At 71.3% G+C, this 22,670-nt stretch carries 18 protein-coding genes and 1 tRNA gene; 12 read left to right on the top strand and 7 right to left on the bottom strand.

Features of this window, described 5'->3' with window-relative positions; genetic code table 11:
- Positions 1–462 precede the first annotated feature (462 nt).
- The 4 genes from AB8O64_RS21260 (at position 463) to AB8O64_RS21245 (ending at position 4,865) form a co-directional block, all read left to right on the top strand.
- Entirely contained in the window at positions 463–1,611 is a 1,149-nt protein-coding gene (locus tag AB8O64_RS21260; protein ID WP_370423917.1) for a sensor histidine kinase, read from the top strand.
- A complete protein-coding gene (locus tag AB8O64_RS21255) occupies positions 1,608–2,306 on the top strand; it encodes a response regulator (RefSeq protein ID WP_370420688.1) in 699 nt (232 codons plus the stop codon). The genes AB8O64_RS21260 and AB8O64_RS21255 overlap by 4 nt, the downstream gene beginning before the upstream one ends.
- Positions 2,307–2,621: 315 nt before the next feature.
- Complete coding sequence (locus AB8O64_RS21250; protein WP_370423916.1) at positions 2,622–4,169, top strand: M4 family metallopeptidase; 1,548 nt, start codon at positions 2,622–2,624, stop codon at positions 4,167–4,169.
- A gap of 198 nt (positions 4,170–4,367) precedes the next feature.
- The gene (locus AB8O64_RS21245) at positions 4,368–4,865 is read left to right on the top strand and encodes a hypothetical protein (protein ID WP_362217145.1); all 498 of its coding nucleotides are present in this window, start codon (positions 4,368–4,370) and stop codon (positions 4,863–4,865) included.
- Between the two features lie 222 nt (positions 4,866–5,087).
- Here AB8O64_RS21245 and AB8O64_RS21240 read toward each other — a convergent pair whose 3' ends face one another.
- Positions 5,088–5,780: a pentapeptide repeat-containing protein gene (locus AB8O64_RS21240; protein WP_370420686.1), complete on the bottom strand. Its 693-nt coding sequence runs from the start codon at positions 5,778–5,780 to the stop codon at positions 5,088–5,090.
- Positions 5,781–5,903: 123 nt separating this feature from the next.
- Here AB8O64_RS21240 and AB8O64_RS21235 point away from each other — a divergent pair, with 123 nt between their 5' ends.
- Together AB8O64_RS21235 and AB8O64_RS21230 are read left to right on the top strand one after the other, a co-directional pair.
- Complete coding sequence (locus tag AB8O64_RS21235; RefSeq protein WP_370420685.1) at positions 5,904–6,896, top strand: zinc-binding dehydrogenase; 993 nt, start codon at positions 5,904–5,906, stop codon at positions 6,894–6,896.
- Between the two features lie 116 nt (positions 6,897–7,012).
- A complete protein-coding gene (locus AB8O64_RS21230) occupies positions 7,013–8,596 on the top strand; it encodes an MFS transporter (protein WP_370420683.1) in 1,584 nt (527 codons plus the stop codon).
- Between the two features lie 78 nt (positions 8,597–8,674).
- Here AB8O64_RS21230 and AB8O64_RS21225 read toward each other — a convergent pair whose 3' ends face one another.
- Positions 8,675–9,568 carry a sigma-70 family RNA polymerase sigma factor gene (locus AB8O64_RS21225; RefSeq protein WP_370420681.1) on the bottom strand — a complete coding sequence of 298 codons (894 nt, stop codon included), beginning with the start codon at positions 9,566–9,568 and terminating at the stop codon, positions 8,675–8,677.
- A gap of 180 nt (positions 9,569–9,748) precedes the next feature.
- On the opposite strand from AB8O64_RS21225, the gene AB8O64_RS21220 reads away from it, so the two are divergent.
- The gene (locus AB8O64_RS21220) at positions 9,749–10,237 is read left to right on the top strand and encodes an N-acetyltransferase family protein (protein ID WP_370420680.1); all 489 of its coding nucleotides are present in this window, start codon (positions 9,749–9,751) and stop codon (positions 10,235–10,237) included.
- Positions 10,238–10,265: 28 nt separating this feature from the next.
- Here the strand turns inward: AB8O64_RS21220 and AB8O64_RS21215 are convergent, their stop codons facing one another.
- Positions 10,266–11,411 (bottom strand): aminopeptidase P family protein, encoded by a 1,146-nt coding sequence (locus AB8O64_RS21215; RefSeq protein WP_370420679.1) that lies wholly within the window; start codon positions 11,409–11,411, stop codon positions 10,266–10,268.
- A gap of 234 nt (positions 11,412–11,645) precedes the next feature.
- On the opposite strand from AB8O64_RS21215, the gene AB8O64_RS21210 reads away from it, so the two are divergent.
- The gene (locus AB8O64_RS21210) at positions 11,646–13,817 is read left to right on the top strand and encodes an MMPL family transporter (protein WP_370420678.1); all 2,172 of its coding nucleotides are present in this window, start codon (positions 11,646–11,648) and stop codon (positions 13,815–13,817) included.
- A gap of 89 nt (positions 13,818–13,906) precedes the next feature.
- Here the strand turns inward: AB8O64_RS21210 and AB8O64_RS21205 are convergent.
- Positions 13,907–13,980: transfer RNA gene (locus AB8O64_RS21205), tRNA-Thr, on the bottom strand.
- A 194-nt stretch (positions 13,981–14,174) separates the two neighbouring features.
- Between AB8O64_RS21205 and AB8O64_RS21200 the strand changes: the two genes are divergently transcribed.
- The 3 genes from AB8O64_RS21200 (at position 14,175) to AB8O64_RS21190 (ending at position 16,785) form a co-directional block, all read left to right on the top strand.
- A complete protein-coding gene (locus AB8O64_RS21200) occupies positions 14,175–15,311 on the top strand; it encodes an ABC transporter ATP-binding protein (RefSeq protein ID WP_370420677.1) in 1,137 nt (378 codons plus the stop codon).
- Between the two features lie 250 nt (positions 15,312–15,561).
- On the top strand, positions 15,562–15,981 hold the full coding sequence (locus AB8O64_RS21195; protein ID WP_370420676.1) for a hypothetical protein: 420 nt from the start codon (positions 15,562–15,564) through the stop codon (positions 15,979–15,981).
- 69 nt (positions 15,982–16,050) lie between these two features.
- Complete coding sequence (locus AB8O64_RS21190; protein ID WP_356449588.1) at positions 16,051–16,785, top strand: nucleotidyltransferase family protein; 735 nt, start codon at positions 16,051–16,053, stop codon at positions 16,783–16,785.
- A 123-nt stretch (positions 16,786–16,908) separates the two neighbouring features.
- Here AB8O64_RS21190 and AB8O64_RS21185 read toward each other — a convergent pair whose 3' ends face one another.
- From AB8O64_RS21185 to cysS, 3 genes are all read right to left on the bottom strand, one after another.
- Positions 16,909–18,558: a DoxX family membrane protein gene (locus AB8O64_RS21185; protein WP_370420675.1), complete on the bottom strand. Its 1,650-nt coding sequence runs from the start codon at positions 18,556–18,558 to the stop codon at positions 16,909–16,911.
- 226 nt (positions 18,559–18,784) lie between these two features.
- On the bottom strand, positions 18,785–19,735 hold the full coding sequence (gene rlmB / locus AB8O64_RS21180; protein ID WP_184736345.1) for a 23S rRNA (guanosine(2251)-2'-O)-methyltransferase RlmB: 951 nt from the start codon (positions 19,733–19,735) through the stop codon (positions 18,785–18,787).
- Positions 19,736–19,840: 105 nt separating this feature from the next.
- Entirely contained in the window at positions 19,841–21,235 is a 1,395-nt protein-coding gene (cysS, locus tag AB8O64_RS21175) for a cysteine--tRNA ligase (RefSeq protein WP_356449592.1), read from the bottom strand.
- 265 nt (positions 21,236–21,500) lie between these two features.
- On the opposite strand from cysS, the gene AB8O64_RS21170 reads away from it, so the two are divergent.
- On the top strand, positions 21,501–22,667 hold the full coding sequence (locus AB8O64_RS21170) for an acyltransferase family protein (protein ID WP_370420672.1): 1,167 nt from the start codon (positions 21,501–21,503) through the stop codon (positions 22,665–22,667).
- The last annotated feature ends 3 nt before the right edge of the window (positions 22,668–22,670 follow it).

Here is a 22,670-nt window from a genome sequence, read left to right as displayed (position 1 = left end):
CTTGAGCCGCCATGCCCTCCGCACATCGCCGTCCCGGCTGCCCCCGGTGTCAACCGATCGGCCGATGCGGGGTGCGCTCCGCGCGGGTTAGAAGTGTTTCTGGCCATCAGGCCGCTGAGGCTGACGCCGTCCCGCGGGCCGGGTGTTCCGAGTGCCTGACTCTTCCCCACCCAGGGGCGGAGGCGCCGCGGGCCCACGGACGCAAGGGCCCGGGACGCGCAGGTGGGTCGCGGGGCGTAAAGCGAAGCAGCCCCGCGACCCACCGGAGCGGCACGGGCCCGCCCCACAACCAACGCCCGGCGACGCCGACGGCCCGAACCCCCACCACCCGCCGAAGGCGGGAAACGACGCCGCACCGGGGCAAACTGAGGCCTGCCCACAGGCGAAAACCCGACGGCAAGGAGAAGCGTGCAGCACCAGCCCACCGCGCCCGATCCGGACGCCCCCTGGCTGGAAGCCGTCATGCACGCGGCCTTCTTCCTTCTCCTCGGCGCGTCCCTCGTCCGCTTCCTCATCCGCCACCCCGGCGAACCCCGCACCCCCTGGATCATCGCGTTCAGCGTGGCCCTCGCCCTCCTCTATGTACTCGGGCCCGTGCTCGGGCCCGTACAGGGGGCACCCGGCACCGGCCGGCGGTTCACCTGGCTGGGCGCCGTCGTCGCCTCCTGGGTCGTGCTGGTCGTCCTCGCGCCGAGCTTCGCGTGGTGCGCGGTTCCCCTCTTCTATACGGGCCTGCGCACCCTCCCCGCCCGCGCCTCGCTCGTGCTGGTCGCCCTGCTCACCACCCTGGTGGTCGCCGCGCAGCTGCGCCTCGCCGAGGGCTTCGACCCCAATCTCGTGATCGCCCCGCCCGCCGTCGCCGCGATCGCCACCGCCGTCTTCGTCCACACGCAGCGCCAGGCGGCTCGGCAGCGCGCGCTGATCGACGATCTGCTCCGTACGCGGCGCGAACTCGCCGCCACCGAACGGCGCGAGGGCACGCTCGCCGAGCGGCAGCGGCTCTCCATGGAGATCCACGACACCTTGGCCCAGGGCCTGTCCAGCCAGCAGATGCTGCTCCAAGCAGCGGACCGCACCTGGGATTCGGATGCGGAGGCGGCGCGTCGGCATGTTCGTACGGCGGCGGACATCGCCGCCCGCGGGCTGGCCGAAGCGCGGCGGTTCGTACACGATCTGGCGCCGCCGCAGTTCGACGGGGGCGCGGGGCTGGAGGACGCGCTGCGGGCGCTCGCCGCGCCGGAGTCGGCCACCGTCTCCGTGCGCTTCCACGTCGAGGGCGTCCCCGTTCCGCTGCCCGACCGGGTGCGGTCGGCCCTGCTGCGCATCGCCCAGGGCGCGCTGGCGAACGTGACCGAACACGCCGCCGCGACGACGGTCGCGCTGACCCTCAGCTATCTCGGCGACCAGGTGGTCCTGGACGTCGCCGACGACGGGCGCGGCTTCGACCCCGGCGCCGCCACGGCGTCCGGCGGGGCGCCCGGCGGGGCGCGCGGCCACGGGCTGCCCGCGATGCGCGCCCGTGTCCGACAGCTCGGCGGCACCCTGACGATCGAATCGGTGCCCGGCGAGGGCACCGTGCTGTCCGCGTCCGTCCCCCTGGAGAACCCGTGACCCCGACCGATCCCTCCGGACCGGCCCCCGTCCGCATCCTGCTCTGTGACGACCACGCCGTGGTACGGGCCGGGCTGCTCGCACTGCTGGGCAGCGCACCCGGCATCGAGGTCGTCGGGGAGGCGGGCGGCGGTGAGGAGGCGGTCGCGCTGGCGGCACGGCTGCGGCCCGACGTGGTGCTGATGGATCTTCAACTCGGCCCCGGCATGGACGGGATCGAGGCGACCCGCCGCATCGTCGCGGACGCCAAGGCGGCCACGGAGGCAGCGGCCGGCACCGGCGCAAAGGGCATGCAGGGCCCGTACGTTCTCGTCCTCACCACCTACGACACCGACGCCGACATCACCCGCGCCATCGACGCCGGGGCGACCGGCTATCTGCTGAAGGCCGAGCGGCCGGAGGAGTTGTTCTCCGCGATCCGGGCAGCCGCCGAAGGACGCACCGCGCTGTCGCCGCCCGTCGCGGGCCGCGTCATGGCCCGGATGCGCGGTGCGGGGCGGCCCGCGCTCACCGAGCGGGAGCGCGACATCCTCGGTCAACTCGCCCGCGGGCTGGGCAATCGCGAGATCGCGCGGGCGCTGTTCATCAGCGAGGCCACGGTGAAGACGCATTTGGGTCGGATCTACGACAAGCTCGGCGTCGACACGCGCGCGGGCGCCGTGGCGGTGGCGAAGGAACAGCGGTTGCTCAGTTGAACGCTCCGGTAGGCCGTCAAGTGCAGACCAATCGGGCGCAGTTCACCGCATAGCGGATCCAATCAACCGCTGTTAAGAAAACGCTAGATCAAATCCTTGTTGCGCCCCTGTCAATGACAGGGAAGTGATGGCACTCTCTCCTCAATTCGCTCTTGCACCACTCCTGCACCAAACGGGCGGTCCCCACCGGCTGCCCGAACCCCCCTCATTCGGCCGCGCGTTCGCGGCCATGCATTAGGAGCAGAGTTGAGACTCATCACCTCCACCTCCCGCAAGCACACCCTGCGCGCCGCAGCGCTGGTCGCCTCCGCCGCCATGGTCGCCGTCGGCGTCCAGACCGGCTCCGCGACCGCCGCGGCCGACCGCGAGAACGGCGCCACGGCGCTGGCGCTCTCCGCCGGTCAGCGGGTGTCCGCGCTCAAGGACGCGCAGGCGGGAGCCTCCTCCACCGCTGCCAAGCTGGGCCTCGGTGGCAAGGAGAAGCTGGTCGTCCGGGACGTCGTCAAGGACGCGAACGGCACGGTGCATACGCGCTACGAGCGCACCTACGACGGCCTGCCGGTGCTCGGCGGCGACCTGGTCGTGCACCAGGCGAAGGGCGGCTCGCGCAGCGTCACCAAGGCGACCGAGGCCGACATATCCGTGCCCACGACGTCCGCTTCCCTCGCGCCCGCCGCGGCGAAGCAGAAGGCGCTCGGTGTGGCCGCCGCGGAGAAGACCGCCAAGGCCGACGGCCAGGCCCCGCGCAAGGTCGTCTGGGCGGCGGGCGGCAAGGCCGTCCTCGCCTACGAGACCGTCGTCAAGGGCGTCCAGAAGGACGGCACCCCCAGCAAGCTGCACGTGGTGACCGACGCGGCCAGCGGCAAGACGCTGTTCCAGCGCGAGGCCATCGAGACCGGCAGCGGCACCAGCACCTACAGCGGCACGGTCCCGGTGACCACCACCAAGACGTCCTCCGGCTACTCCCTCACCGACGGTGAGCGCGGCGGCCACAAGACGTACGACCTGAAGCAGGGCACGTCCGGCACGGGCACGCTCTTCACCAACTCCAGCGACGTCTGGGGCGCCGCCCGCCAGGCCGCCGCCGTCGACGCGCACTACGGCGCGGCGGTCACCTGGGACTTCTACAAGAACGTCCTGGGCCGCAGCGGCATCAAGGGCGACGGTGTCGGCGCCTACTCCCGCGTCCACTACGGCAACGGCTACGTCAACGCCTTCTGGGACGACGACTGCTTCTGCATGACCTACGGCGACGGCGAGAACAACGCCAACCCGCTGACCTCCCTCGACGTGGCCGCCCACGAGATGACGCACGGCGTCACCTCGGCCACCGCCGGGCTGAACTACAGCGGCGAGTCCGGTGGTCTCAACGAGGCGACCAGCGACATCTTCGGCGCCGCCTCGGAGTTCTATGCCAAGAACTCCTCGGACCCGGGTGACTACCTCATCGGCGAGAAGATCGACATCAACGGCGACGGCACCCCGCTGCGCTACATGGACAAGCCGAGCAAGGACGGCGCCTCGAAGGACTACTGGTCCTCGAGCCTCGGCAACTCCGACGTCCACTACTCGTCGGGCCCGGCCAACCACTTCTTCTACCTGCTGTCCGAGGGCAGCGGCGCGAAGACCATCAACGGTGTGAGCTACAACAGCCCCACCTACAACAACTCCAAGGTCACCGGCATCGGCCGGGACAAGGCCACCAAGATCTGGTACAAGGCCCTGACCACGTACTTCACCTCCACCACCAACTACAAGGCGGCCCGCGCCGGCACCCTGAAGGCCACCGCGGACCTCTACGGCTCCACCAGCACGGAGTACAAGACGGTCGCCGCCGCCTGGACCGCCATCAACGTGAAGTGACCCCCTCGTGACGTGACCGGGCCCCGGCCCGGGACACGGCACGGCGGACGTCCCGGAAGTGATCACCGCACCCGCAGTGCTCACACCCACGCGGTGATCAGCCTCCGGTGACCGGCCCGTGTCCTCGCCACTGACAGTGGCGGGGGCACGGGCAGGCGCGTTTACGCACCCGGCCGACGCCCGTGACACCATCGAGGCGTGATCGACCTCGGCTATTCGCTTTCGAACCGCTTCCCCGACCCGCCGCAGACGGACTACCGCACGGCGGATGTGCGGGCGCTGCGGCACGACCTCTTCTGCGGTGACGTCTATCTCGCCGACGTGAAGACGGACCGGGAGCTGTCCACAGGCTGGGGATGGGTTCCCGTGCTGGACTTCGCGTGGGCGCTCTGCGACGTCCTGGAGCAGGTCGACCGCGACCCCCGGGGCAACCGCGCGTCGATCCCGCAGTACGCGGAGCTGGACTTCACGGAGTCGACCGACCGGCTGATGTTCGAGCGCCGCTTCGGCTGGGTGGAGGTCACCGCCGACTGGCAGCCGGCGGACGAGCCCCCGCTCAGCTTCAACCACCGGGCACTGCGCCGCGAGGCGCGGGACTTCCTCCACGATCTGATCGCGGACCTCTCCGACATGCACGAGGGTCTTGCCGACAACCCGGTCGTATGGAACCTGCAGAGCCGGTTCCCGCGGGTCTGACATCGCGGGGCGCGTTGCGCCTGCGGCGGGCGGGCGCCCTGCGGGCCGTCTTTGCCGCCTGCGGCGGCGAGCGCCCTGCGGGCGCGTCCTCAAACGCCGGACGGGCTTGATGTGGCTGAGCTCAGTCGCATCCGAGCCCACACGGGCTGATGTCGGCCGGGCTCAGCCACAACCAGCCCGTCCGGCGATTGAGGACACCGCCGCGCAGCGGAGGTGCGTACGTCACAGCTCGCGGCCGGCGACCCGTACGCCGATCTGGGCGGCGAACGCGGGGGCCAGGTCCAGGAGTTGGGACGGGCTGATCACCGCGCCCGCCAGCTGTTCGATCCCCCGGGCGATGTCCAGCTCGGCGACCGTCCGTAGATCCACGTCCTTCATCCGCACGGCGGTGAAGTCGACGCGGCGCAGCACGCAGTCCCGGAAGACGACCCGCTCCAGCCGTGCCCCGCCGAAGTCGGCCTCGGAGAGCACACAGCCCTCGAAGGTGACGTCCTTGAGCCGGGCCGTGCGCAGATTCAGGTAGTCGATCTTGCCGCCGCGCACCAGGACCCGCTCCAGCACCGCACCGTGCAGCTGGGTGCCGCCGAGGCGCGCGTCCCGTACCTCCACGTCGCGCAGCGTCGCCTCCGCCAGATCCGTGCCCACCCCGCGTACCCCGTCGAGCACGCAGTCCAGGAGCCGGGCCCGGACCAGCCGCGTCTCGTCCAGCGCGCAGCGCGAGATCCCGCAGTCCATGAATCGGGCACCGGAGCCGGTCTGACCGGCGAGATCGACCTCGGTGAAATCGACGCCCTCGTAATCGCCCTCCCGCTCCAGCTCCGCCTCCGCCCACGGCCGCAGCGGCGGCAGCCGTACCTCCGGGAGCCGGGCCGTCGGCTGTGCCTTGCCTGCCTGCTGCCTGCCGCGCGTCGTCATGACGCCACCGTGGCACACCGCACTGACAACGCCTTTCGGCACGCACCGCCACACCCCTTGACCTCAACCATGGTCGAGATTGAAGACTCAAGGAGTCCACGGAACACCGTTCGAGGAGACCCCATGCACGCCGTCCGGTTGCACGCCTTCGGCCCCGCCGAGAACCTCACCTACGAGAGGACCGACGACCCCGAGCCCGGCCCCGGTCAGGTCCGGATCGCCGTCGCCGCCGCCGGTGTGCACCTCGTCGACACCACCCTGCGCGCCGGCGACCCGAACGGCCCGTACCCGCTCCCCGAGCTGCCCACCGTCCCCGGCCGTGAGATCGCGGGCACCGTCGACGCCCTCGGTGCGGGCACCGACCCCCGCTGGCTCGGCCGCCGTGTCGTCGGGCACCTCGGCACCGACCCCGGCGGCTACGCCGAGCTGGCCGTCATCGACGCGGAGAAGCTGCACGAGATACCGGCAGGGCTGCGCGAGGACCAGGCCATCGCCATGATCGGCACCGGCCGCACCGCCCTCGGTGCCCTCGGCTTCACGGAGCTGACCGGCGAGGACGTCGTGATCGTGACGGCGGCGGCCGGGGGCGTCGGCTCGCTGCTCACGCAGTACGCCAAGAACGCGGGCGCGACGGTCGTCGGCCTCGCGGGCGGCCCGGCCAAGGTCCGGCGGGTGCGCGAACTGGGCGCGGACCTCGCCTTCGACTACACCGCCGACGACTGGGCCGCGGCGGCCCGGACCGCCCTCGGCGGGCGCGCCGCCACGGTCGTCCTCGACTCCGTGGGCGGCCCCGCCGCCCGTGCCGCCGTCGATCTGCTCGGCCCCGGCGGCACACACCTCGTCCTCGGCTGGTCCTCCGGCGCCCCGCTCACCCTCGACCCCGAGGAGCTCGCCGAGCGGTCCCTCACCTCGCGGACGGTCCTCGGTCCGCCGATGCTGGCCCGGTTCGGGGGCGGGCAGGTGGGGCTGCGCAGGCTGGAGGAGGAGTCGCTGGCCCAGGCCGCGGCGGGCAATGTCGTCCCCACCGTGCACCGCTTCCCGCTCGCCGACGCCGCCGCCGCGCACGTGGCACTGACCTCGCGCGCCACGATGGGCAAGGTCGTCCTCGTCCCCTAGGGCCCGCACAGCCCGCCTGCCCCGAGAAGCGGCCCCACGCCATCGCACCTAGGCTGGACGGGCGCATCAGACGCCGTCGTCGGCCGTCGGAAACCGGCCGCGAAAGGCAGGTTCCGATGAGTTCGAGTCCGACGAGCCCGACGAGTCCGGGGGCCCCGGGCGGTCCGGGCGGCGCGCCGGCGGCGGCCGAGCGGCCCGATTCCCGCCGCCGCTGGTGGGGCCTGGTCGTCATCGCGCTCGCCCAGCTGATGGTGGTCCTCGACGCGACGGTCGTGAACATCGCCCTCCCCTCCGCCCAGCGCGACCTCCACATGTCCGACGGCGACCGCCAATGGGTGATCACCGCCTACACCCTCGCCTTCGGCGGTCTGCTGCTCCTCGGCGGCAAGGTCGCGGACCTGGTCGGCCGGAAACGCACCTTCACGGTCGGGCTGGTCGGCTTCGCGGCGGCGTCCGCGCTGGGCGGCGCCGCCCACACCTCAACGCTGCTGTTCGCCGCCCGCGCCCTGCAGGGCGTCTTCGCCGCGCTGCTGGCACCCTCCGCACTCTCCCTCCTGACCACGACCTTCACGGACGTGCGGGAGCGCAGCAAGGCCTTCGGCATCTACGGCGCCATCGCGGGCGGCGGCTCCGCGATCGGACTGATCGCGGGTGGCCTGCTGACGGAGTACCTGGACTGGCGCTGGTGCCTCTACGTGAACATCCCGATCGCGCTGGGCGCCCTGGCCGGGGCCCTGTGGCTGCTGTACGACCACCGGCCCACCCACCGCCCGCGCCTGGACATCCCCGGCGTGCTGCTCGGCTGCGGGGGGCTCGTCGCCGTGGTCTACGGCTGCAGCGAGGCCGAGCCGCGCGGCTGGGGCGATCCGCTCGTCCTCGCCCTGCTGGCCGGCGGAGTGGTGCTGCTGGCGGTCTTCACCTGGTGGCAGACCCGGGCCCGCAGCCCGCTGCTGCCCCCGCACATCATTCGCGACCGCAATCGTGGCGGTGCGTTCCTGACGATGGGACTCGCCGTCGTGGCCATGTTCGGGATGTTCCTGTTCATGACGTACTACCTCCAGGTCGTGCTCGGCTACTCCCCCGTCCGGACCGGCATGGCGTTCCTGCCGCTGACCGCCACGATCATCCTCACCTCGACCCAGATCTCGGCCCGGCTCATGACCCATGTGCCGCCGCGCACCCTGATGGTGCCCGGGGCGCTGCTGGCCGCCGTCGGGCTGTTCCTGCTGACCTTCCTGACCGTCGAGCCCGCCTATGTCTCGCACGTCCTGCCCGCCGAGCTCCTCGTCGGGGTCGGCATGGGCCTGATCTTCATGCCCGTCATGGCCACCGCCACCGCGGGGGTCGCGCCGACCGAGTCCGGTGTCACCTCCGCCACGGTCAACACGGCCCAGCAGGTCGGCGGCTCCGTCGGGACCGCGCTCCTCAACACCATCGCCACCACCACCAGCGCCGGCTACATCGCCGCGCACCTGGAGTCCGCCGCCGACGACGGCCCGCTGACGCCCGCCGTCCGGGATGCCGTCACCAAGGAAGGCGTCGTCCACGGCTTCCACGTCGCGATCGGCTGGGGCTCGGGCATCATGCTGCTCGCCGCCGTCTCCAGCGGTCTCCTCGTCACCGCGCGGGCACCCAAGCACGGCACACCGGCGGGCGCCCCCACCCGGGCCGCCGACGCCGTCGCCCGACGCCGGGCCTGACGCCCGGGCACGGCGGCGGGAGGGCCCGTTATCGCCGGGGCCCTCCCCCACCGCCGTGCCGTCGGCAGGTCGGCCGGATCAGCCGCCGAGCACGCTCAGATCGATACGCGCGAGCCGCTCGGGGTCGGTGAGGATGTCGAGCGTGGTGATCCTGTCGCCCTGGACGGTGAACGCCATGACCGAGATCGCCCGGCCCTCCGCCACCGCGACCACACCGGGGGTGCCGTTGACGAGCGCCGGGTGGGCGGCTTCCGCGAAGCGGGCGAAGGTGATCGCCTGGGAGGCGACCTCGGCCGCGCCGCGGCGGATCACGCCCGGACGCAGCGTCCCGCCGTCGGAGCGTGCCACGATCTCCGGATCGAGGACGGAGACGAGGGCGTCGAAGTCCCCGCCGCGCGCGGCGGCGAGGAAGGCGTCCACGATCCGGCGCCGGTGGGCCAGACCGGTGTCGGGAGCGGGCGCCGCGCCCTGGACCCGGCGGCGGGCGCGGCTGGCGAGCTGCCTGGTCGAGGCGGCCGTGCGGCCCAGTACGGGGGCGATCTCGTCGAAGGGCACGGCGAACATGTCGTGCAGGACGAAGGCGAGCCGCTCGGCGGGAGCGAGGGTCTCCAGGACCACCAGCAGGGCGATGCCGACCGAGTCGGCCAGGAGTATCTCCTGTTCGGGGTCGAGGCCGTCCGGACCGCTGACGACCGGGTCGGGTAGACGGATCTGCCCGTCGTCGTCGTGCAGCGGGCTCTCGCGCCGTGTGGTGCGCGAGCGCAGCATGTCCAGGCACACCCGGCCGGTCACCGTGGTCAGCCAACCGCCCAGGTTCTCCACCCCGGTGACATCGGAACGGCTCAGCTTGAGCCAGGTCTCCTGGACGGCGTCGTCCACGTCACCGAGCGAGCCCAGCATCCGGTAGGCCACCGCCCGCAGATGGGGCCGGTGCTCCTCGAACCGTCGCGCCAGCAAATCCTTCTCGCTCACCCGTCACATCCCCCTCTTCTGAACCGCCTGTGCAGGGAAGGACGATAACCGGCCGGTGCAACGGGCCACGGCAGCCCGCGAGATGGGGACGAGGACCATGAGCGCACCGGACCGACCGGGCCCTCCGGGCGCGCGGAAAACCGGTCGCGCGCGCCCGCCCGAGCGGTCATGCTGGGCCGCATGGAGATCAGAGTCGCCGAGGCTGCCGATTGGCCCGCCATGTGGCCCATCGTCCGCACCGTGGCCTCGGCGGGCGAGAGCTTCACGTTTCCGCGCGACATCGGCGAGGACTTCGCCCGCGAGTGCTGGATGCTGCCCGCGCCGGGCCGGACGGTCGTGGCGGTCGACGACGCGGGGACCGTCCTCGGCACCGCCAAGATGAACCCCAACCACATGGGCCCGGCCGCCCACATCGCCAGCGCCAGCTACATGGTCGCCCCCGAGCACACGGGCCACGGCATCGGCCGCGCGCTCGGTGAGTACACCATCGAATGGGCCCGCGCCGAGGGCTACCGCGCCATGCAGTTCAACGCCGTCGTCCAGACCAACGTCCGCGCCGTCGCCCTCTGGCGCTCACTCGGCTTCACCGTCATCGGCACGCTCCCCGAGGGCTACCGGCTGCCCGACGGCACGTACACCGGGCTGCACATCATGCACCGCCCGCTGTAGCGGCGGGCCCCCGGCCGGAGGGGAGCCGTCAGGACACCACGCGCAGCTCGCGCGCCGTGTTGTTCAGCCGCCGGCCGCCCGTATCCGTGCAGGTCACGATGTCCTCGATCCGGACGCCGAACCGGCCCGGCAGATAGATCCCCGGCTCGATCGAGAAACACATCCCCGGCACCAGCGGCAGGTGCTCCCCTTCGACCAGATACGGCGGCTCGTGCGTGGTCACCCCGATACCGTGCCCGGTGCGGTGGATGAAGTACTCGCCGTACCCGGCCCGCCGGATGACCTGCCGCGCCACGCGGTCGATCTCCTGGCACGCCACCCCCGGCCGCACCGCCTCGAAGGCCGCCTGCTGCGCCTCGCGCACCAGGTCGTGCACCGCGCGCTCCTCACGCGTCGGCTCCCCCACATGGACCGTGCGGGTGGTGTCCGAGCCGTATCCGTCCTTCAGCCCGCCGAAGTCCAGGACGACCATGTCGCCGTCCTCGATCATCCGCTCCCCCGCCTCGTGATGCGGGTTGGCGCCGTTCGGCCCGGAGCCGACGATCGTGAAATCGACCTGACTGTGGCCGTGTTCACGCAGCAACCGCGCCAGGTCCGCCGCCACCTCGTGCTCCCGGCGGCCGGCGAAGCGCACGCCCACGATCTGCTCGTACGTGGCGTCCGCGGCGGCTCCCGCCGCGGCGAGCCGCTCCACCTCGTAGGCGTCCTTGACCGCCCGCAGCATCGGCAGCACCTCCGTGAGGGCGCCGTACGCCACCTCCGGGCGGTTGCGCTGCAAAGCCAGCAGATGCAACGCCCAGGCGTTGTCGGAGACGCCGTAACGGCCCTTCGCCTCCAGGAGCTTGGCCATCAGCGCGTACGGGTCCTCGCCGTCCGTCCAGCCGCTGACCGCCAACGCGCGGGCACCCGGGGCGCGTTCGGCGTCGGGTCGCTCCAGGGCGGGCACCAGCAGCTGCGGCCGGCGTCCCGGGGCCAGCAGCAGCACCGTCAGCCGCTCGGTGGTGGGCGGTCGATAGCCGGTCAGCCACACCAGATCCGGGCCTGGTGTGACGATCAGTCCGGCCAGTCCGGCGTCGGCGGCCGACAGCGCGGCACGCTCCATCCGGGCGGCGTAATCCTTCGGGTCCACCGGGTCATCGGACGACCCCGGGGCGACAGCGGCGGCATCGGTCATGGGGGCAGCGTAATCCGGACGAAGGCGGTCGGCGGGAACTTCTCTACCTCACGGGGGAGAGCCCCTCCTACCGGCGGATGAGGTGTACCCCGACCCAGGACCGATTTCCCCCTGAATCCGTTGTGCGCAAGCAACCCCCCTGCCTAGCGTGTTCATGCCCGTACAAACACTCGGCCACACAAACACGCGACAGGTCGGCGGGCCGCGCAAGATTAAATCTTTTAAAGGAGCACCATGTTCCGACGAGTAGGTCGGTTCGCCGTCCACCGCCCCTGGCTCACCATCGGGGGCTGGATCATAGCCGCCGTCCTTCTGGCCGTGTTCGCGCCCGGGCTGAAGTCCACCACCGATGAAACGGAGTTCCTCCCTTCGCACTATGAGTCGGTCCGGGTCGGCAAACTCCAGGAGGAGGCCTTCCCCAAGACCGAGCAGCCCGCCGCCATCGTGGTCTTCCAGCGCAAGGACGGCGGCAAACTCACCGCCGCCGACCGCAGCGACGTGATCAAGGTGTCGGCCGGTCTCGAGGGCAAGCACCGCGAGAAGATCGCCAAGGTGGTCACCGGCCCCCAGGCCGTCTCCCCCAACGGTGAGGTGGCCCTGGCCAACATCATCGCCACCACCAAGAACGCCTTCGACGAGAAGCTGCCCCAGTCCGTCAAGGACCTGCGCAACGACGGCAAGTCGCTGCTGAACGGCACCCAGCTGAAGATGGGCATCACCGGTCAGGCGGCCAGCGCGCTGGACTCCCAGGAGTCCTCCGGCGACACCGACGCGATGATCATGATGGCGACCCTGGTCCTCATCATCGTGCTGCTGCTCGTCATCTTCCGCAGCCCGCTCATCGCGATCCTGCCGGTCCTGATCATCCTCGTGGTCGCCGCGGTCGCCAACGGCCTCATCGGCACCGCCGCCGAGCTCGGCGGGCTGAAGGCGGACGCCTCCATCTCCGCGATCCTCATCGTCGTCCTCTTCGGCGTCGGGACCGACTACATCCTCTTCCTGCTCTTCCGCTACCGCGAGCACCTGCGGCAGGGCCAGGAGCCGAAGGAGGCGCTGTCCGACGCCGTCGCCAAGGTCGGCGAGACCATCGCCTCCGCCGCCGGCGCCGTCATCGTCGCCTTCCTCGCCCTGCTGCTCTCCACCATGGGCATGATGCGGGCGATGGGCCCCTCGCTCGCGATCTCCGTCGCCGTGACGCTGGTGGCCGCGCTCACCCTCGTCCCCGCCGTGTTCTCGCTGCTGGGCACCAAGGCCTTCTGGCCGTCCAAGGCGTGGAAGAAGACCCCGAAGAACCGGTTCGCCAACGGCGTCGGCAACCTTGTCGCCCGTCGCCCCGGCATCGTCGCGTGCCTGTCGACCGTGGTCCTCGCCGTCCTCGCCGTCGGCGCGTTCAGCTTCAAGGCCGAGTTCGACACCTCCAGCCAGATGCCGCAGAAGCTCGAGTCGGTCCAGGCGATGAAGGACATGCAGCGCGGCTTCTCCGCCGGCCAGTCCGACCCCGCCATGGTGTACCTGAAGTCCAAGGACGGCGCCAAGCTGAACCAGGCCGACCTCGCCGCCTTCCGCACCAAGCTGGCCGGCATCGAGGGCGTCGGCCAGGTGGCCCCCGCCGTCGGCAACCCGGACGGGACCGTCGCCCAGTACGCGGTCGTGCTCAAGTACCGGCCCACCGAGGACAAGTCCATCGAGCTGGCCGGCGGCACCCTGCGCGACACCGCGCACGCCTCCGCGCCGCAAGGCACCGAGGCCCTCGTCGGCGGCACCTCCGCGGTGCTCTCCGACATCCAGAAGGCCGTCAGCCACGACTACAAGCTGGTCTTCCCGGTCGCCGGTCTCGCCATCATGGTCATCCTGGGTCTGCTGCTGCGCAGCCTCGTCGCCCCGGTGTATCTGATGATCGCGGTCGCGCTCGGCTTCAGCGCCACGCTCGGCGCGACGGTCTGGCTCTTCCAGGACATCAAGGGCGAGACCGGGCTGCTGTTCATGCTGCCGGTGATCGTCTACCTCTTCGTGGTCGCCATCGGCACCGACTACAACATCCTCATGGTCGCCCGGCTCCGCGAGGAGGTCCGCCGCGGCGTGCCGCCGAAGGAGGCGATCCGCACCGCGGTCGCCCAGTCCACCCCGACCATCACCTCGGCGGCGATCATCCTCGCGGGCACGTTCGGCGTCCTGATGCTCGCCGAGAACTCCATGCTCCAGCAGATGGGCTTCGCGGTCGCCTTCGGCATCCTCCTCACGGCCTTCGTGATGGCCATGCTGCTCGTCCCGACCGTGACCTCCCTGCTGGGCCACAAGGCCTGGTGGCCGGGCCACCAGGACTCCCCCGTGGAACCCGTCCAGGCCCACCACGACGACGCGGGCACGGCCCCGCAGTGGTCGGCGGGTGAGGGTGCCCGCCGGTAAGTAACCGACCGACGGCTCCACTCATGGACAAGGCCCTCCGGGAAGCTTCCCGGAGGGCCTTGTCGCTGCGCTGATCAGCGCTTTTCTTGAGCCGCCTGTCGGATTCGAACCGACGACCCTCGCTTTACAAGAGCGACGCTCTGGCCAACTGAGCTAAGGCGGCAGCCGTTGCGGGACCTCGCCCGCGAACGCGGCACCACTCTACACAGCGCCCTGTTCCGTCAGCCACAAACGCCGGGGGCTGACAACCGCCCCCCGCCCGGGTACCGTCACCCGCAACCCCGTCCAATTGGACTGGACCACTCCTTTTACTCGGATCGTCCGGCACGTTCCTGCCGGTGAAGGGACCGCATCACCATGGCCACGGTCACGTACGACAAGGCGACCCGCATCTACCCGGGGTCCGACAAGCCCGCCGTCGATCAGCTCGACATCGCCATCGAGGACGGTGAATTCCTCGTTCTCGTCGGCCCCTCCGGCTGCGGGAAGTCCACCTCGCTGCGGATGCTCGCGGGGCTGGAGGACGTCAACGGCGGCTCCATCAGGATCGGCGACCGCGACGTCACGCACCTGCCGCCCAAGGACCGGGACATCGCGATGGTGTTCCAGAACTACGCGCTGTACCCGCACATGACCGTCGCCGACAACATGGGCTTCGCCCTGAAGATCGCCGGGGTCAACAAGACGGAGATCCGGCAGAAGGTCGAGGACGCGGCGCGGATCCTGGACCTCACCGAGTACCTGGGGCGCAAGCCCAAGGCCCTGTCCGGCGGACAGCGGCAGCGGGTGGCGATGGGGCGCGCGATCGTGCGCGAGCCGCAGGTGTTCCTCATGGACGAGCCGCTGTCGAACCTCGACGCCAAGCTCCGGGTGCAGACCCGCACCCAGATCGCGGGCCTCCAGCGCCGCCTCGGCATCACCACCGTCTACGTCACGCACGACCAGGTCGAGGCCATGACCATGGGCGACCGGGTCGCGGTGCTCAAGGACGGGCTGCTCCAGCAGGTCGACTCGCCGCGCAACATGTACGACCGCCCCGCCAACCTCTTCGTCGCCGGCTTCATCGGCTCGCCGGCCATGAACCTCGTCGAGGTGCCGATCACCGACGGCGGCGTGAAGTTCGGCAACAGCGTCGTGCCCGTCTCGCGCCAGGCGCTGACCGCCGCCGCCGACCGCGGCGACCGCACGGTCACCGTCGGCGTGCGGCCGGAGCACTTCGACGTGGTCGAGCAGAACGGCGCCACCGCCAAGACGCTCTCCAAGGCCGCCGACGACGCCCCGGCCGGCCTCGCCGTCACGGTCAACGTGGTCGAGGAGCTCGGCGCGGACGGCTACGTCTACGGCACTGCCGAGGTCGGCTCCGAGCAGAAGGACCTCGTGGTGCGCGTCAACGGCCGCCGGGTGCCGGAGAAGGGCTCGATCCTGCACGTGGTGCCGCGCCCCGGCGAGCTGCACGTCTTCTCCACCTCCTCGGGCGAGCGCCTCAGCGACTGAAGCCCCGCCCGCACACGACGACGGCCCCGCACCGAACGCCACCGGTGCGGGGCCCGGTCGTCCCCGGGCCCTCGCGGAGCGCATTGCACAAGTGGACATCCGCATCGCACCCGCTGCCGATAAATACCCACGCACAACGCGCTTTTCGATCCCCGTGCGTCAACATCAGTACCGCACTCACGCGCTGTCGCGTCGCTCAACCGGGTGACTAAATGTCGCCATATCATTACCCCTCGCTACCATCTGCGACATGAACCAGGCCGCCCGCCACATCGGCAGAACTCTCGCCTTCGTCCTCCCCGTCGTTCTCGTGCTCTCCGGGACCCTCGCGGTCACCCGCGTCCCGTGGGCGGCGCCGAGCGACCGGACGCAGGTGCTCACCGCTTCCTCCCATACCGCCTCCACTCAGGCCAAGGCCGCGCGCGCCCCGCACGAGGTGCTCCGCGACCGGCTGCTCACCGAGCTCCAGGAGAAGAACCCGGGCGTCGCGCTCACGCACCTCCAGCAGGCCAGCGAGGGACGCCCCTCGCTGGCCCGCCACTGCGCCGACATCGCGCGTGCGCTCGGGCGGGCCGCGGTCGCCAAGTACGGCTCCGTGAAGCAGGCCCAGGTCTTCTCCCGGCCCGTCTGTGACACGTCCTTCGCCACCGGCGTCGCCCAGAACCACTGACCGCCCCCCGCGGGCGTTGCCGTGGCACCGGTCGCCGGGCGACCGGTGCCACGGCATATCGTCGTACGCATGACCGGCATCCACGCCCATCCGCACCCCACGCAGGCCGTCGTCCTGGCCGGCGGCCAGGGGTCGCGGCTGCGCCCGTACACCGACGACCGTCCCAAGCCGATGGTCGAGATCCCCGGCACGGGGACCCCGATCATCGGCCATCAACTCGCCTGGCTGGCCGCCGAGGGCGTCACCGATGCCGTGGTCTCCTGCGGCCATCTGGCCGAGGTGCTCCAGGACTGGCTCGTGTCGGCCGACCTGCCGCTCCGGGTGACCACCGTGGTCGAGAAGGAGCCCCTCGGACGAGGCGGCGGCCTCAAGCACGCCGCGGCGTCGCTCCCCCACCCGGACCAGCCCTGGTACGCCACCAACGGCGACATCTGGACCCGCTTCTCGCTCCGCGAGATGGCCGCCTTCCACCATGAGCGCGACGCCACGGCCACCCTGGCGCTGGCCCGCCCGCGCATTCCGTGGGGCGCGGTGGAGACCGACGAGTTCGGGCACGTCCTCGACTTCATCGAGTCGCCGCCCTCGCCCTATCTGATCAACGCCGGTGTGTATGTCTTCTCCGCCGGCTTCGCGGATCTGCTGCCGGAGCGCGGCGACCACGAGCGCACCACCTTCCCGCGGCTGGCCCGTGAGCGCCGGCTGGCCGGCTTCCCGCTCCCGCACGGTGCGTACTGGCGCGCCATCGACACGGCCAAGGACCTGACCGAGGCGGCCAAGGAGCTTGCCGCTCAGCGCGGTTCCTAGACCCTGCGGCCCGTCTTTGCCGCCCGCGGCGGCGGGCGCCCTGCGGGCGCGCCCTCAAACGCCGGACGGGCTTGTTGTGGCTGAGTTCAGCCACAACAAGCCCGTCCACCGCCGATGACGGTGTCAGCCCAGCAGACCGCCCAGGGCGCCTCCGCCGCGGGAGCTGCCGCCGGTCGAACCGCCGGTCGAACCGCCCGTGCCGCCCGTCGTGCCACCGGTGGAGCCACCCGTGGCCGAGGAGGGGCTGCGCGGGGCGGCGGGGGCCGCCGGCTGGCGCGGGCTCTGCGGTGCGGGACGGACGCCACCCGGGGTGTTGCCGGGGTGCCCCGCGGTGCCCGCCGAACTCGTCGGCGTACGGGCGGCGCCCGGCGCGGCCGGGCCGGTGGGGGTGGGGGTCGCCGTCTTCCGCCCGGGGGCGGTGGGCTTGGGGGTGCCGGGGGGCACCGCGCTCTGGGAGCCGCGCGGGCTGGCCGGGGATCCGGGCTTCCGCGGGAGCGGCGAGCCGGGGAGGTGGTTGGTGGGCGGGTCGGCCGGGCCAGGCATCCGGGCGACCTCGGAGGAGCGGACGGCCCCGCCGAGCGTCGAGCCGATCAGCAGCGAGAGACCGATCAGGACGGTCGCCATGATCGTGCCGCGACGCAGTACCCGCCGTCGCAGCTCCCACAGTTCGGCGCGCGGGCCGAGCCGCCGCCAGGCCTCGCTCGCGAGCCGGCCGTCGATGGAGTAGAAGGGGGCGCCGGCGATGACCAGGGGGCTCCATGCGGCGAGGTAGATGATGTCGGGGGCGTCGTACGCCGGAACGCTCCGCCAGCTCACCGTGACCAGCAGGGTCGCGGACAGCAGGACGCCGATGGAGGCGGCGACGCGCTGCCAGAGGCCGAAGATGGTGAGCACGCCGACGACGACCTGGAGGAAGGCGACGGTCAGACCGGCGCCGACCGGGTGGCTGAGCGCCAGGTCCCGCAGCGGCGAGGCGACGGGCCAGGGGTGCAGGGAGGTCAGCCAGGTGACCATGGAGCCGCGGCGGCCGCCGTCGAAGTAGACGGGGTCGCAGAGCTTGCCCATGCCGGCGTAGATGGAGATGAAGCCCAGGAAGACGCGCAGGGGGAGCAGGACGACGCCGAGATTCATCCGGCGGCCGGGGTAGTAGGCGTGCCGGACGGAGTCGCCGGGGCGGCGCGGTGTGCCGTCCTCGTCGTACCCCTCGTCGCGGCCGTCCCGGCCGTCGAACTCGGAGTGGTCGTACGCCTCTTCGTCGTACGCACTGTGGGTCGGGCGTACGCCCTGCAGCAGTTGGGTCCCGGGGCCGGTGGGACTGCGGGTGCCGGTGGTGTCCGTGGGCTCGGCGGGTCCACGGGGGCCGATGACGGTGGTCGGGGCGTCGTCGACGCGGATGCGCGGCAGCACCTGGGTGGAGCCCGCGTCATGGCCCCCGGCGGTCACCGGATCCGGGCCGGCCGCGCCGGAGTCTCTTATGGCTTGGAGGAGTTGGGTGGGCGCGGACTCGCCGGGCTCGGTCCGCCCGCTCCACACCACCGGGGCGCGCCGCTTGGCCGCGCTCCTGACGGTCGGCAGCTGCGCCGTGTCGGCGATCCCGGCGAACTGCCGGGCGGCGCGCGGGGGCCGGGCGAGCTGCACGCGGAAACTCACGTGGTTGACGACGACCTGCGCGGGGTCGGACGGAACCTTCACCGTACTCAGCGCGGGCTGGTCGTCGTACCCCGAAGAGCTTCCCCCCGTAGGTGTGCGGGGTGTTCTGGTGTCCACACTCATCTAACCGAGTGACTTGAGATTAGGACACTGCCTTGACCGACCCGAACTGTCCGAGACCCGTCAAGATCACCAACTGCCCTTCGGGGGCACGCCCGAATGATCCGCGACCGCCCCGAAAAGTCCGGGCGGTGACGGGTTCGTCCGGCCCGGCGGGGAGATTCCGGCGGGCCGGGACGGGTGCGGCGGCGGCTGCCCCCGCGGCCCGTCCCGGTCCGCCGGTCACGGCTTACGCGCGGCGGCGGGAGGCCTCGTAGAGCACGACACCGGCCGCGACACCGGCGTTCAGCGACTCGGCGCCACCGGGCATCGGGATGCGGACGCGGAAGTCGCAGGTCTCGCCGACGAGGCGGGAGAGGCCCTTGCCCTCGCTGCCGACGACGATGACGACGGGACCGGCGAGGGCCTCCAGCTCGTGCAGCTCGACATCGCCGTCCGCGGCGAGGCCGACGACCGTCAGACCGGCCTTCTGGTACGACTCCAGCAGCCGGGTCATGTTGGTCGCGCGGGCCACCGGGGTGCGGGCGGCGGTACCGGCGGAGGTCTTCCAGGCGCTGGCGGTCATACCGGCCGCGCGGCGCTCGGGGACGACGACGCCGTGGCCGCCGAAGGCGGAGGCCGAACGGACGACGGCGCCGAGGTTGCGCGGGTCGGTGATGCCGTCGAGCGCGACGATCAGCGGGTCCTCGCCGGCGTCGAAGGCGGCGGCGGTGAGGTCGTCCGGGTGGGCGTAGTCGTACGGCGGCACCTGGAGCACGAGGCCCTGGTGGTTGAGGCCGTTCGTCATCCGGTCCAGCTCCGGGCGGGGCGCCTCCATGAGGTTCAGGCCCTTTTCGGAGGCGAGCTGGATGGCCTCGCGGACGCGCTCGTCGTTGTCCAGGTACTGCTGGACGTAGAGCGTGTTCGCGGGAACGCCCTCGCGCAGCGCCTCGACGACCGAGTTACGGCCGACGACCAGCTCATTGGTGCCCTTGGGGCCGCCGCGGCGCGGGGCCGGACGCTTGGTCTCGTGCCGCGCCTTGGCATTGGCGAGGCGGTTCTTCTTGTGTCCCTTGCGCTCGGACGCGGGCGGGGTCGGGCCCTTACCCTCCAGGGCCTTACGTCGCTGGCCTCCGCTGCCGACCTGCATGCCCTTCTTGTTGGACGTGCGGCGGTTCCTGCGCTGAGTGTTGCCGGCCATGGGTCACCTTGTTTCTTCTACTGCTCAGGGCCGATGGGGACGGCTCAGAAAACGTACGTACGAAAAGTGTCTCTCAGGACGCCCGGCGGTGCCGGGCGTCACTGATCAGGACAGCGACCAGCGGGGGCCGGACGGGGTGTCCTCGATGGCGAGACCGGACTGCTGGAGCTGGTCGCGGATGGCGTCGGCGGTGGCGTAGTCCTTGCGCCCCCGGGCCGCCTGCCGCTGCTCGAGCACCAGCCTGACCAGCGCGTCCACCACGCCGTGCAGATCATCGCCGCGGTCCGCGCCGGAGCCGGCCCACTGCTCGTCCAGCGGGTCGAGGCCCAGCACGCCGAGCATGGCGCGCACCTCGGCCAGCCGGGCGACGACGGAGTCCTTGTCGTCGGCGGTCAGCGCGGAATTGCCCTGCCGGACCGTGGTGTGGACGATGGCGAGCGCCTGCGGGACGCCCAGGTCGTCGTCCATCGCCTCGGCGAAGGCGGGCGGCACCTCGGCGGCGGGCTCGACCTGCTGGCCGGCCAGCTCGCAGGCGCGCTGGATGAAGCCCTCGATCCGCGCGAACGCGGACTCGGCCTCGCGCAGCGCTTCCTCGCTGTACTCGATCATCGAGCGGTAGTGCGGGGTGCCGAGGTAGTAGCGCAGGACGATCGGGCGCCAGTGCTTGACCATCTCGGAGACGAGCACCGAATTGCCGAGCGACTTGCTCATCTTCTCGCCGCTCATGGTGACCCAGGCGTTGTGCGCCCAGAACGCGGCGAAGTCGTCGCCGAAGGCCTTGGCCTGGGCGATCTCGTTCTCGTGGTGCGGGAAGATCAGGTCGAGGCCGCCGCCGTGGATGTCGAAGGACTCGCCCAGGTACTTGTGCGCCATGGCGGAGCACTCCAGGTGCCAGCCCGGGCGGCCGCGGCCCCAGGGCGTCTCCCAGCTGGGCTCGCCCGGCTTGGACGCCTTCCACATGGCGAAGTCGCGCGGGTCGCGCTTGCCGGCCTCGACGTCGCCCGCCGCGCGGAGGTCGTCCAGCTGCTGGTTGGAGAGGGCGAGATAGCCGGGGTAGGAGCGCACGTCGAAGTAGACGTTGCCCTCGGCGGCGTAGGCGTGGCCGCGCTCGATCAGGCCGCGCATCATCTCGATCATCTCGGGCACATGGCCGGTGGCGCGCGGCTCGTAGGTCGGGCGCAGGCAGCCGAGCGCGTCGTACGCCGCGTTGAAGGCGCACTCGTTCTCGTAGCCGATCGACCACCAGGGGCGGCCCTGCTCGGCGGCCTTGGCGATGATCTTGTCGTCGATGTCCGTGACGTTGCGGATGAAGGTCACGTCGTAGCCGCGGTAGGTGAACCAGCGGCGCATGATGTCGAAGTTCAGGCCCGAGCGGATGTGGCCGATGTGCGGTGCGGCCTGCACGGTGGCACCGCAGAGGTAGATCGAGACACAGCCCGGTGTGAGCGGGGAGAAATCACGGATCTGCCGGGCGCTGGTGTCGTACAGGCGAATGGTCACGGAACCAGGGTAGTGGGCGTAAGGGAGTGCCCCGGGCAGTAGGGGCTTTCCGGCCGGGGGGAAGACCAGGTCCGGACAGGGATTGCGCCTGTCGGCGGGGTTGTGGAGGCTTCCGTACCGGTTCCGCCGGGCGCCGGATCCGGACCCTCGCGGCACGTTTTGCCCGTTATTTGCCTTTTGCGTCAAAAATACAAATACCCGTGGTAGCTTCCCCGGCACGCCTCATCATCTTCTCGGTGAGGTGCCGCGGAACCCAGGAGGGGCGTTGCACTCCACTCTGCCGGTACAGCAGGAGCACCCGGAACCGCCGGCCCCCATCCGGCCCCTGCCGGAGCCGGACCGGGCGCCCGGCAGGCTGGCCGCGCTGGACGGGCTGCGGCTGCTGGCGGCGCTGATGGTGGTGGCGTACCACTACATCGCGTTCGGCAGCGGCGCGTGGGAGGGGCCGTCGCGGTCGCTCTTCCCGACGGCCTATCTGCCGGCTTCGTACGGCTGGCTGGGTGTTCAGCTGTTTTTTCTGATCAGCGGCTTCGTGATCTGCATGAGCTGCTGGGGCAAGAGTGTCGGACGGTTCGCCGCCTCGCGGGTGACCCGGCTCTACCCCGCGTACTGGTTCGCGGTGCTGGCCGTCTCGTTCGTCCTCTATCTCTGGCCGGTGGTCAATGAGACGCCCACGCCGCAGGACGTCGCCGTCAACCTCACGATGCTCCAGGACCCCCTGGGGGTGGCTCCCGTCGACGGCGTCTACTGGACGCTGTGGATCGAGATGCGCTTCTACCTGCTCTTCGCGCTCGTCGCCTGGAAGGGGCTGACGTACCGGCGGGCGGTGGGCTTCTGCGTCCTGTGGGCCGTCGCGGCGGTGATCGCCAGGGGCGTGGACGACCGGACGCTCAGCGAGATCCTGCTGCCGCAGGACTGCTGGTACTTCATCGCCGGTATCGCCTTCTATCTGATGTACCGATTCCGACCGAATCTGGTGCTCTGGCTGATCGTCACGGGCAGCTTCCTGATCGTGCAGCACGATCTGCTCGCCGCCCACGCACGAGCGGAGAGCCATATGGGGCACAGCGTCCCGCGGTGGCCGACCCTGCTGCTGATGGCCGTGTTCTTCGCCGCGGTCATGGCGGTCGCGCTCGGCTGGACACGCCGCCTCGACTGGCGCTGGCTGGCCACGGCCGGGGTGCTGACCTACCCCCTCTATCTGCTCCACGAGCGCATCGGCTGGGTGGTCATCAAGCACGCCGACGGACACGTGCCGCGCTATGTCCTGCTGCCCGCACTGGTGCTCGGGATGCTGCAGGCCGCCTGGCTGACGCACCGCTATGTGGAACGCCCGCTGGCACGGGCGATCAAGCGTGGTCTCGAACGCGCGATGGCGGACATTCGAGGAGGTCAAGCGACCATCTCGGGGAATTCAAGTGTGCAGAAGTGAAGG

The organism is Streptomyces sp. QH1-20 (genome assembly GCF_041283565.1).
GTDB lineage: Bacteria > Actinomycetota > Actinomycetes > Streptomycetales > Streptomycetaceae > Streptomyces > Streptomyces syringius.
This window is presented reverse-complemented; position numbering and strand designations above follow the sequence as displayed.

Bases quoted from the DNA above. Each gene is read 5' to 3' on its own strand.
- AB8O64_RS21195 (WP_370420676.1), top strand. From the start codon at position 15,562: ATGAACCAGGCCGCCCGCCACATCGGCAGAACTCTCGCCTTCGTCCTC.
- AB8O64_RS21185 (WP_370420675.1), bottom strand. From the start codon at position 18,558: ATGAGTGTGGACACCAGAACACCCCGCACACCTACGGGGGGAAGCTCT.
- AB8O64_RS21210 (WP_370420678.1), top strand. From the start codon at position 11,646: ATGTTCCGACGAGTAGGTCGGTTCGCCGTCCACCGCCCCTGGCTCACC.
- AB8O64_RS21215 (WP_370420679.1), bottom strand. From the start codon at position 11,411: ATGACCGATGCCGCCGCTGTCGCCCCGGGGTCGTCCGATGACCCGGTG.
- rlmB (WP_184736345.1), bottom strand. From the start codon at position 19,735: ATGGCCGGCAACACTCAGCGCAGGAACCGCCGCACGTCCAACAAGAAG.
- AB8O64_RS21190 (WP_356449588.1), top strand. From the start codon at position 16,051: ATGACCGGCATCCACGCCCATCCGCACCCCACGCAGGCCGTCGTCCTG.
- AB8O64_RS21260 (WP_370423917.1), top strand. From the start codon at position 463: ATGCACGCGGCCTTCTTCCTTCTCCTCGGCGCGTCCCTCGTCCGCTTC.
- AB8O64_RS21250 (WP_370423916.1), top strand. From the start codon at position 2,622: ATGGTCGCCGTCGGCGTCCAGACCGGCTCCGCGACCGCCGCGGCCGAC.
- AB8O64_RS21240 (WP_370420686.1), bottom strand. From the start codon at position 5,780: ATGACGACGCGCGGCAGGCAGCAGGCAGGCAAGGCACAGCCGACGGCC.
- AB8O64_RS21230 (WP_370420683.1), top strand. From the start codon at position 7,013: ATGAGTTCGAGTCCGACGAGCCCGACGAGTCCGGGGGCCCCGGGCGGT.
- AB8O64_RS21235 (WP_370420685.1), top strand. From the start codon at position 5,904: ATGCACGCCGTCCGGTTGCACGCCTTCGGCCCCGCCGAGAACCTCACC.
- AB8O64_RS21220 (WP_370420680.1), top strand. From the start codon at position 9,749: ATGGAGATCAGAGTCGCCGAGGCTGCCGATTGGCCCGCCATGTGGCCC.
- AB8O64_RS21200 (WP_370420677.1), top strand. From the start codon at position 14,175: ATGGCCACGGTCACGTACGACAAGGCGACCCGCATCTACCCGGGGTCC.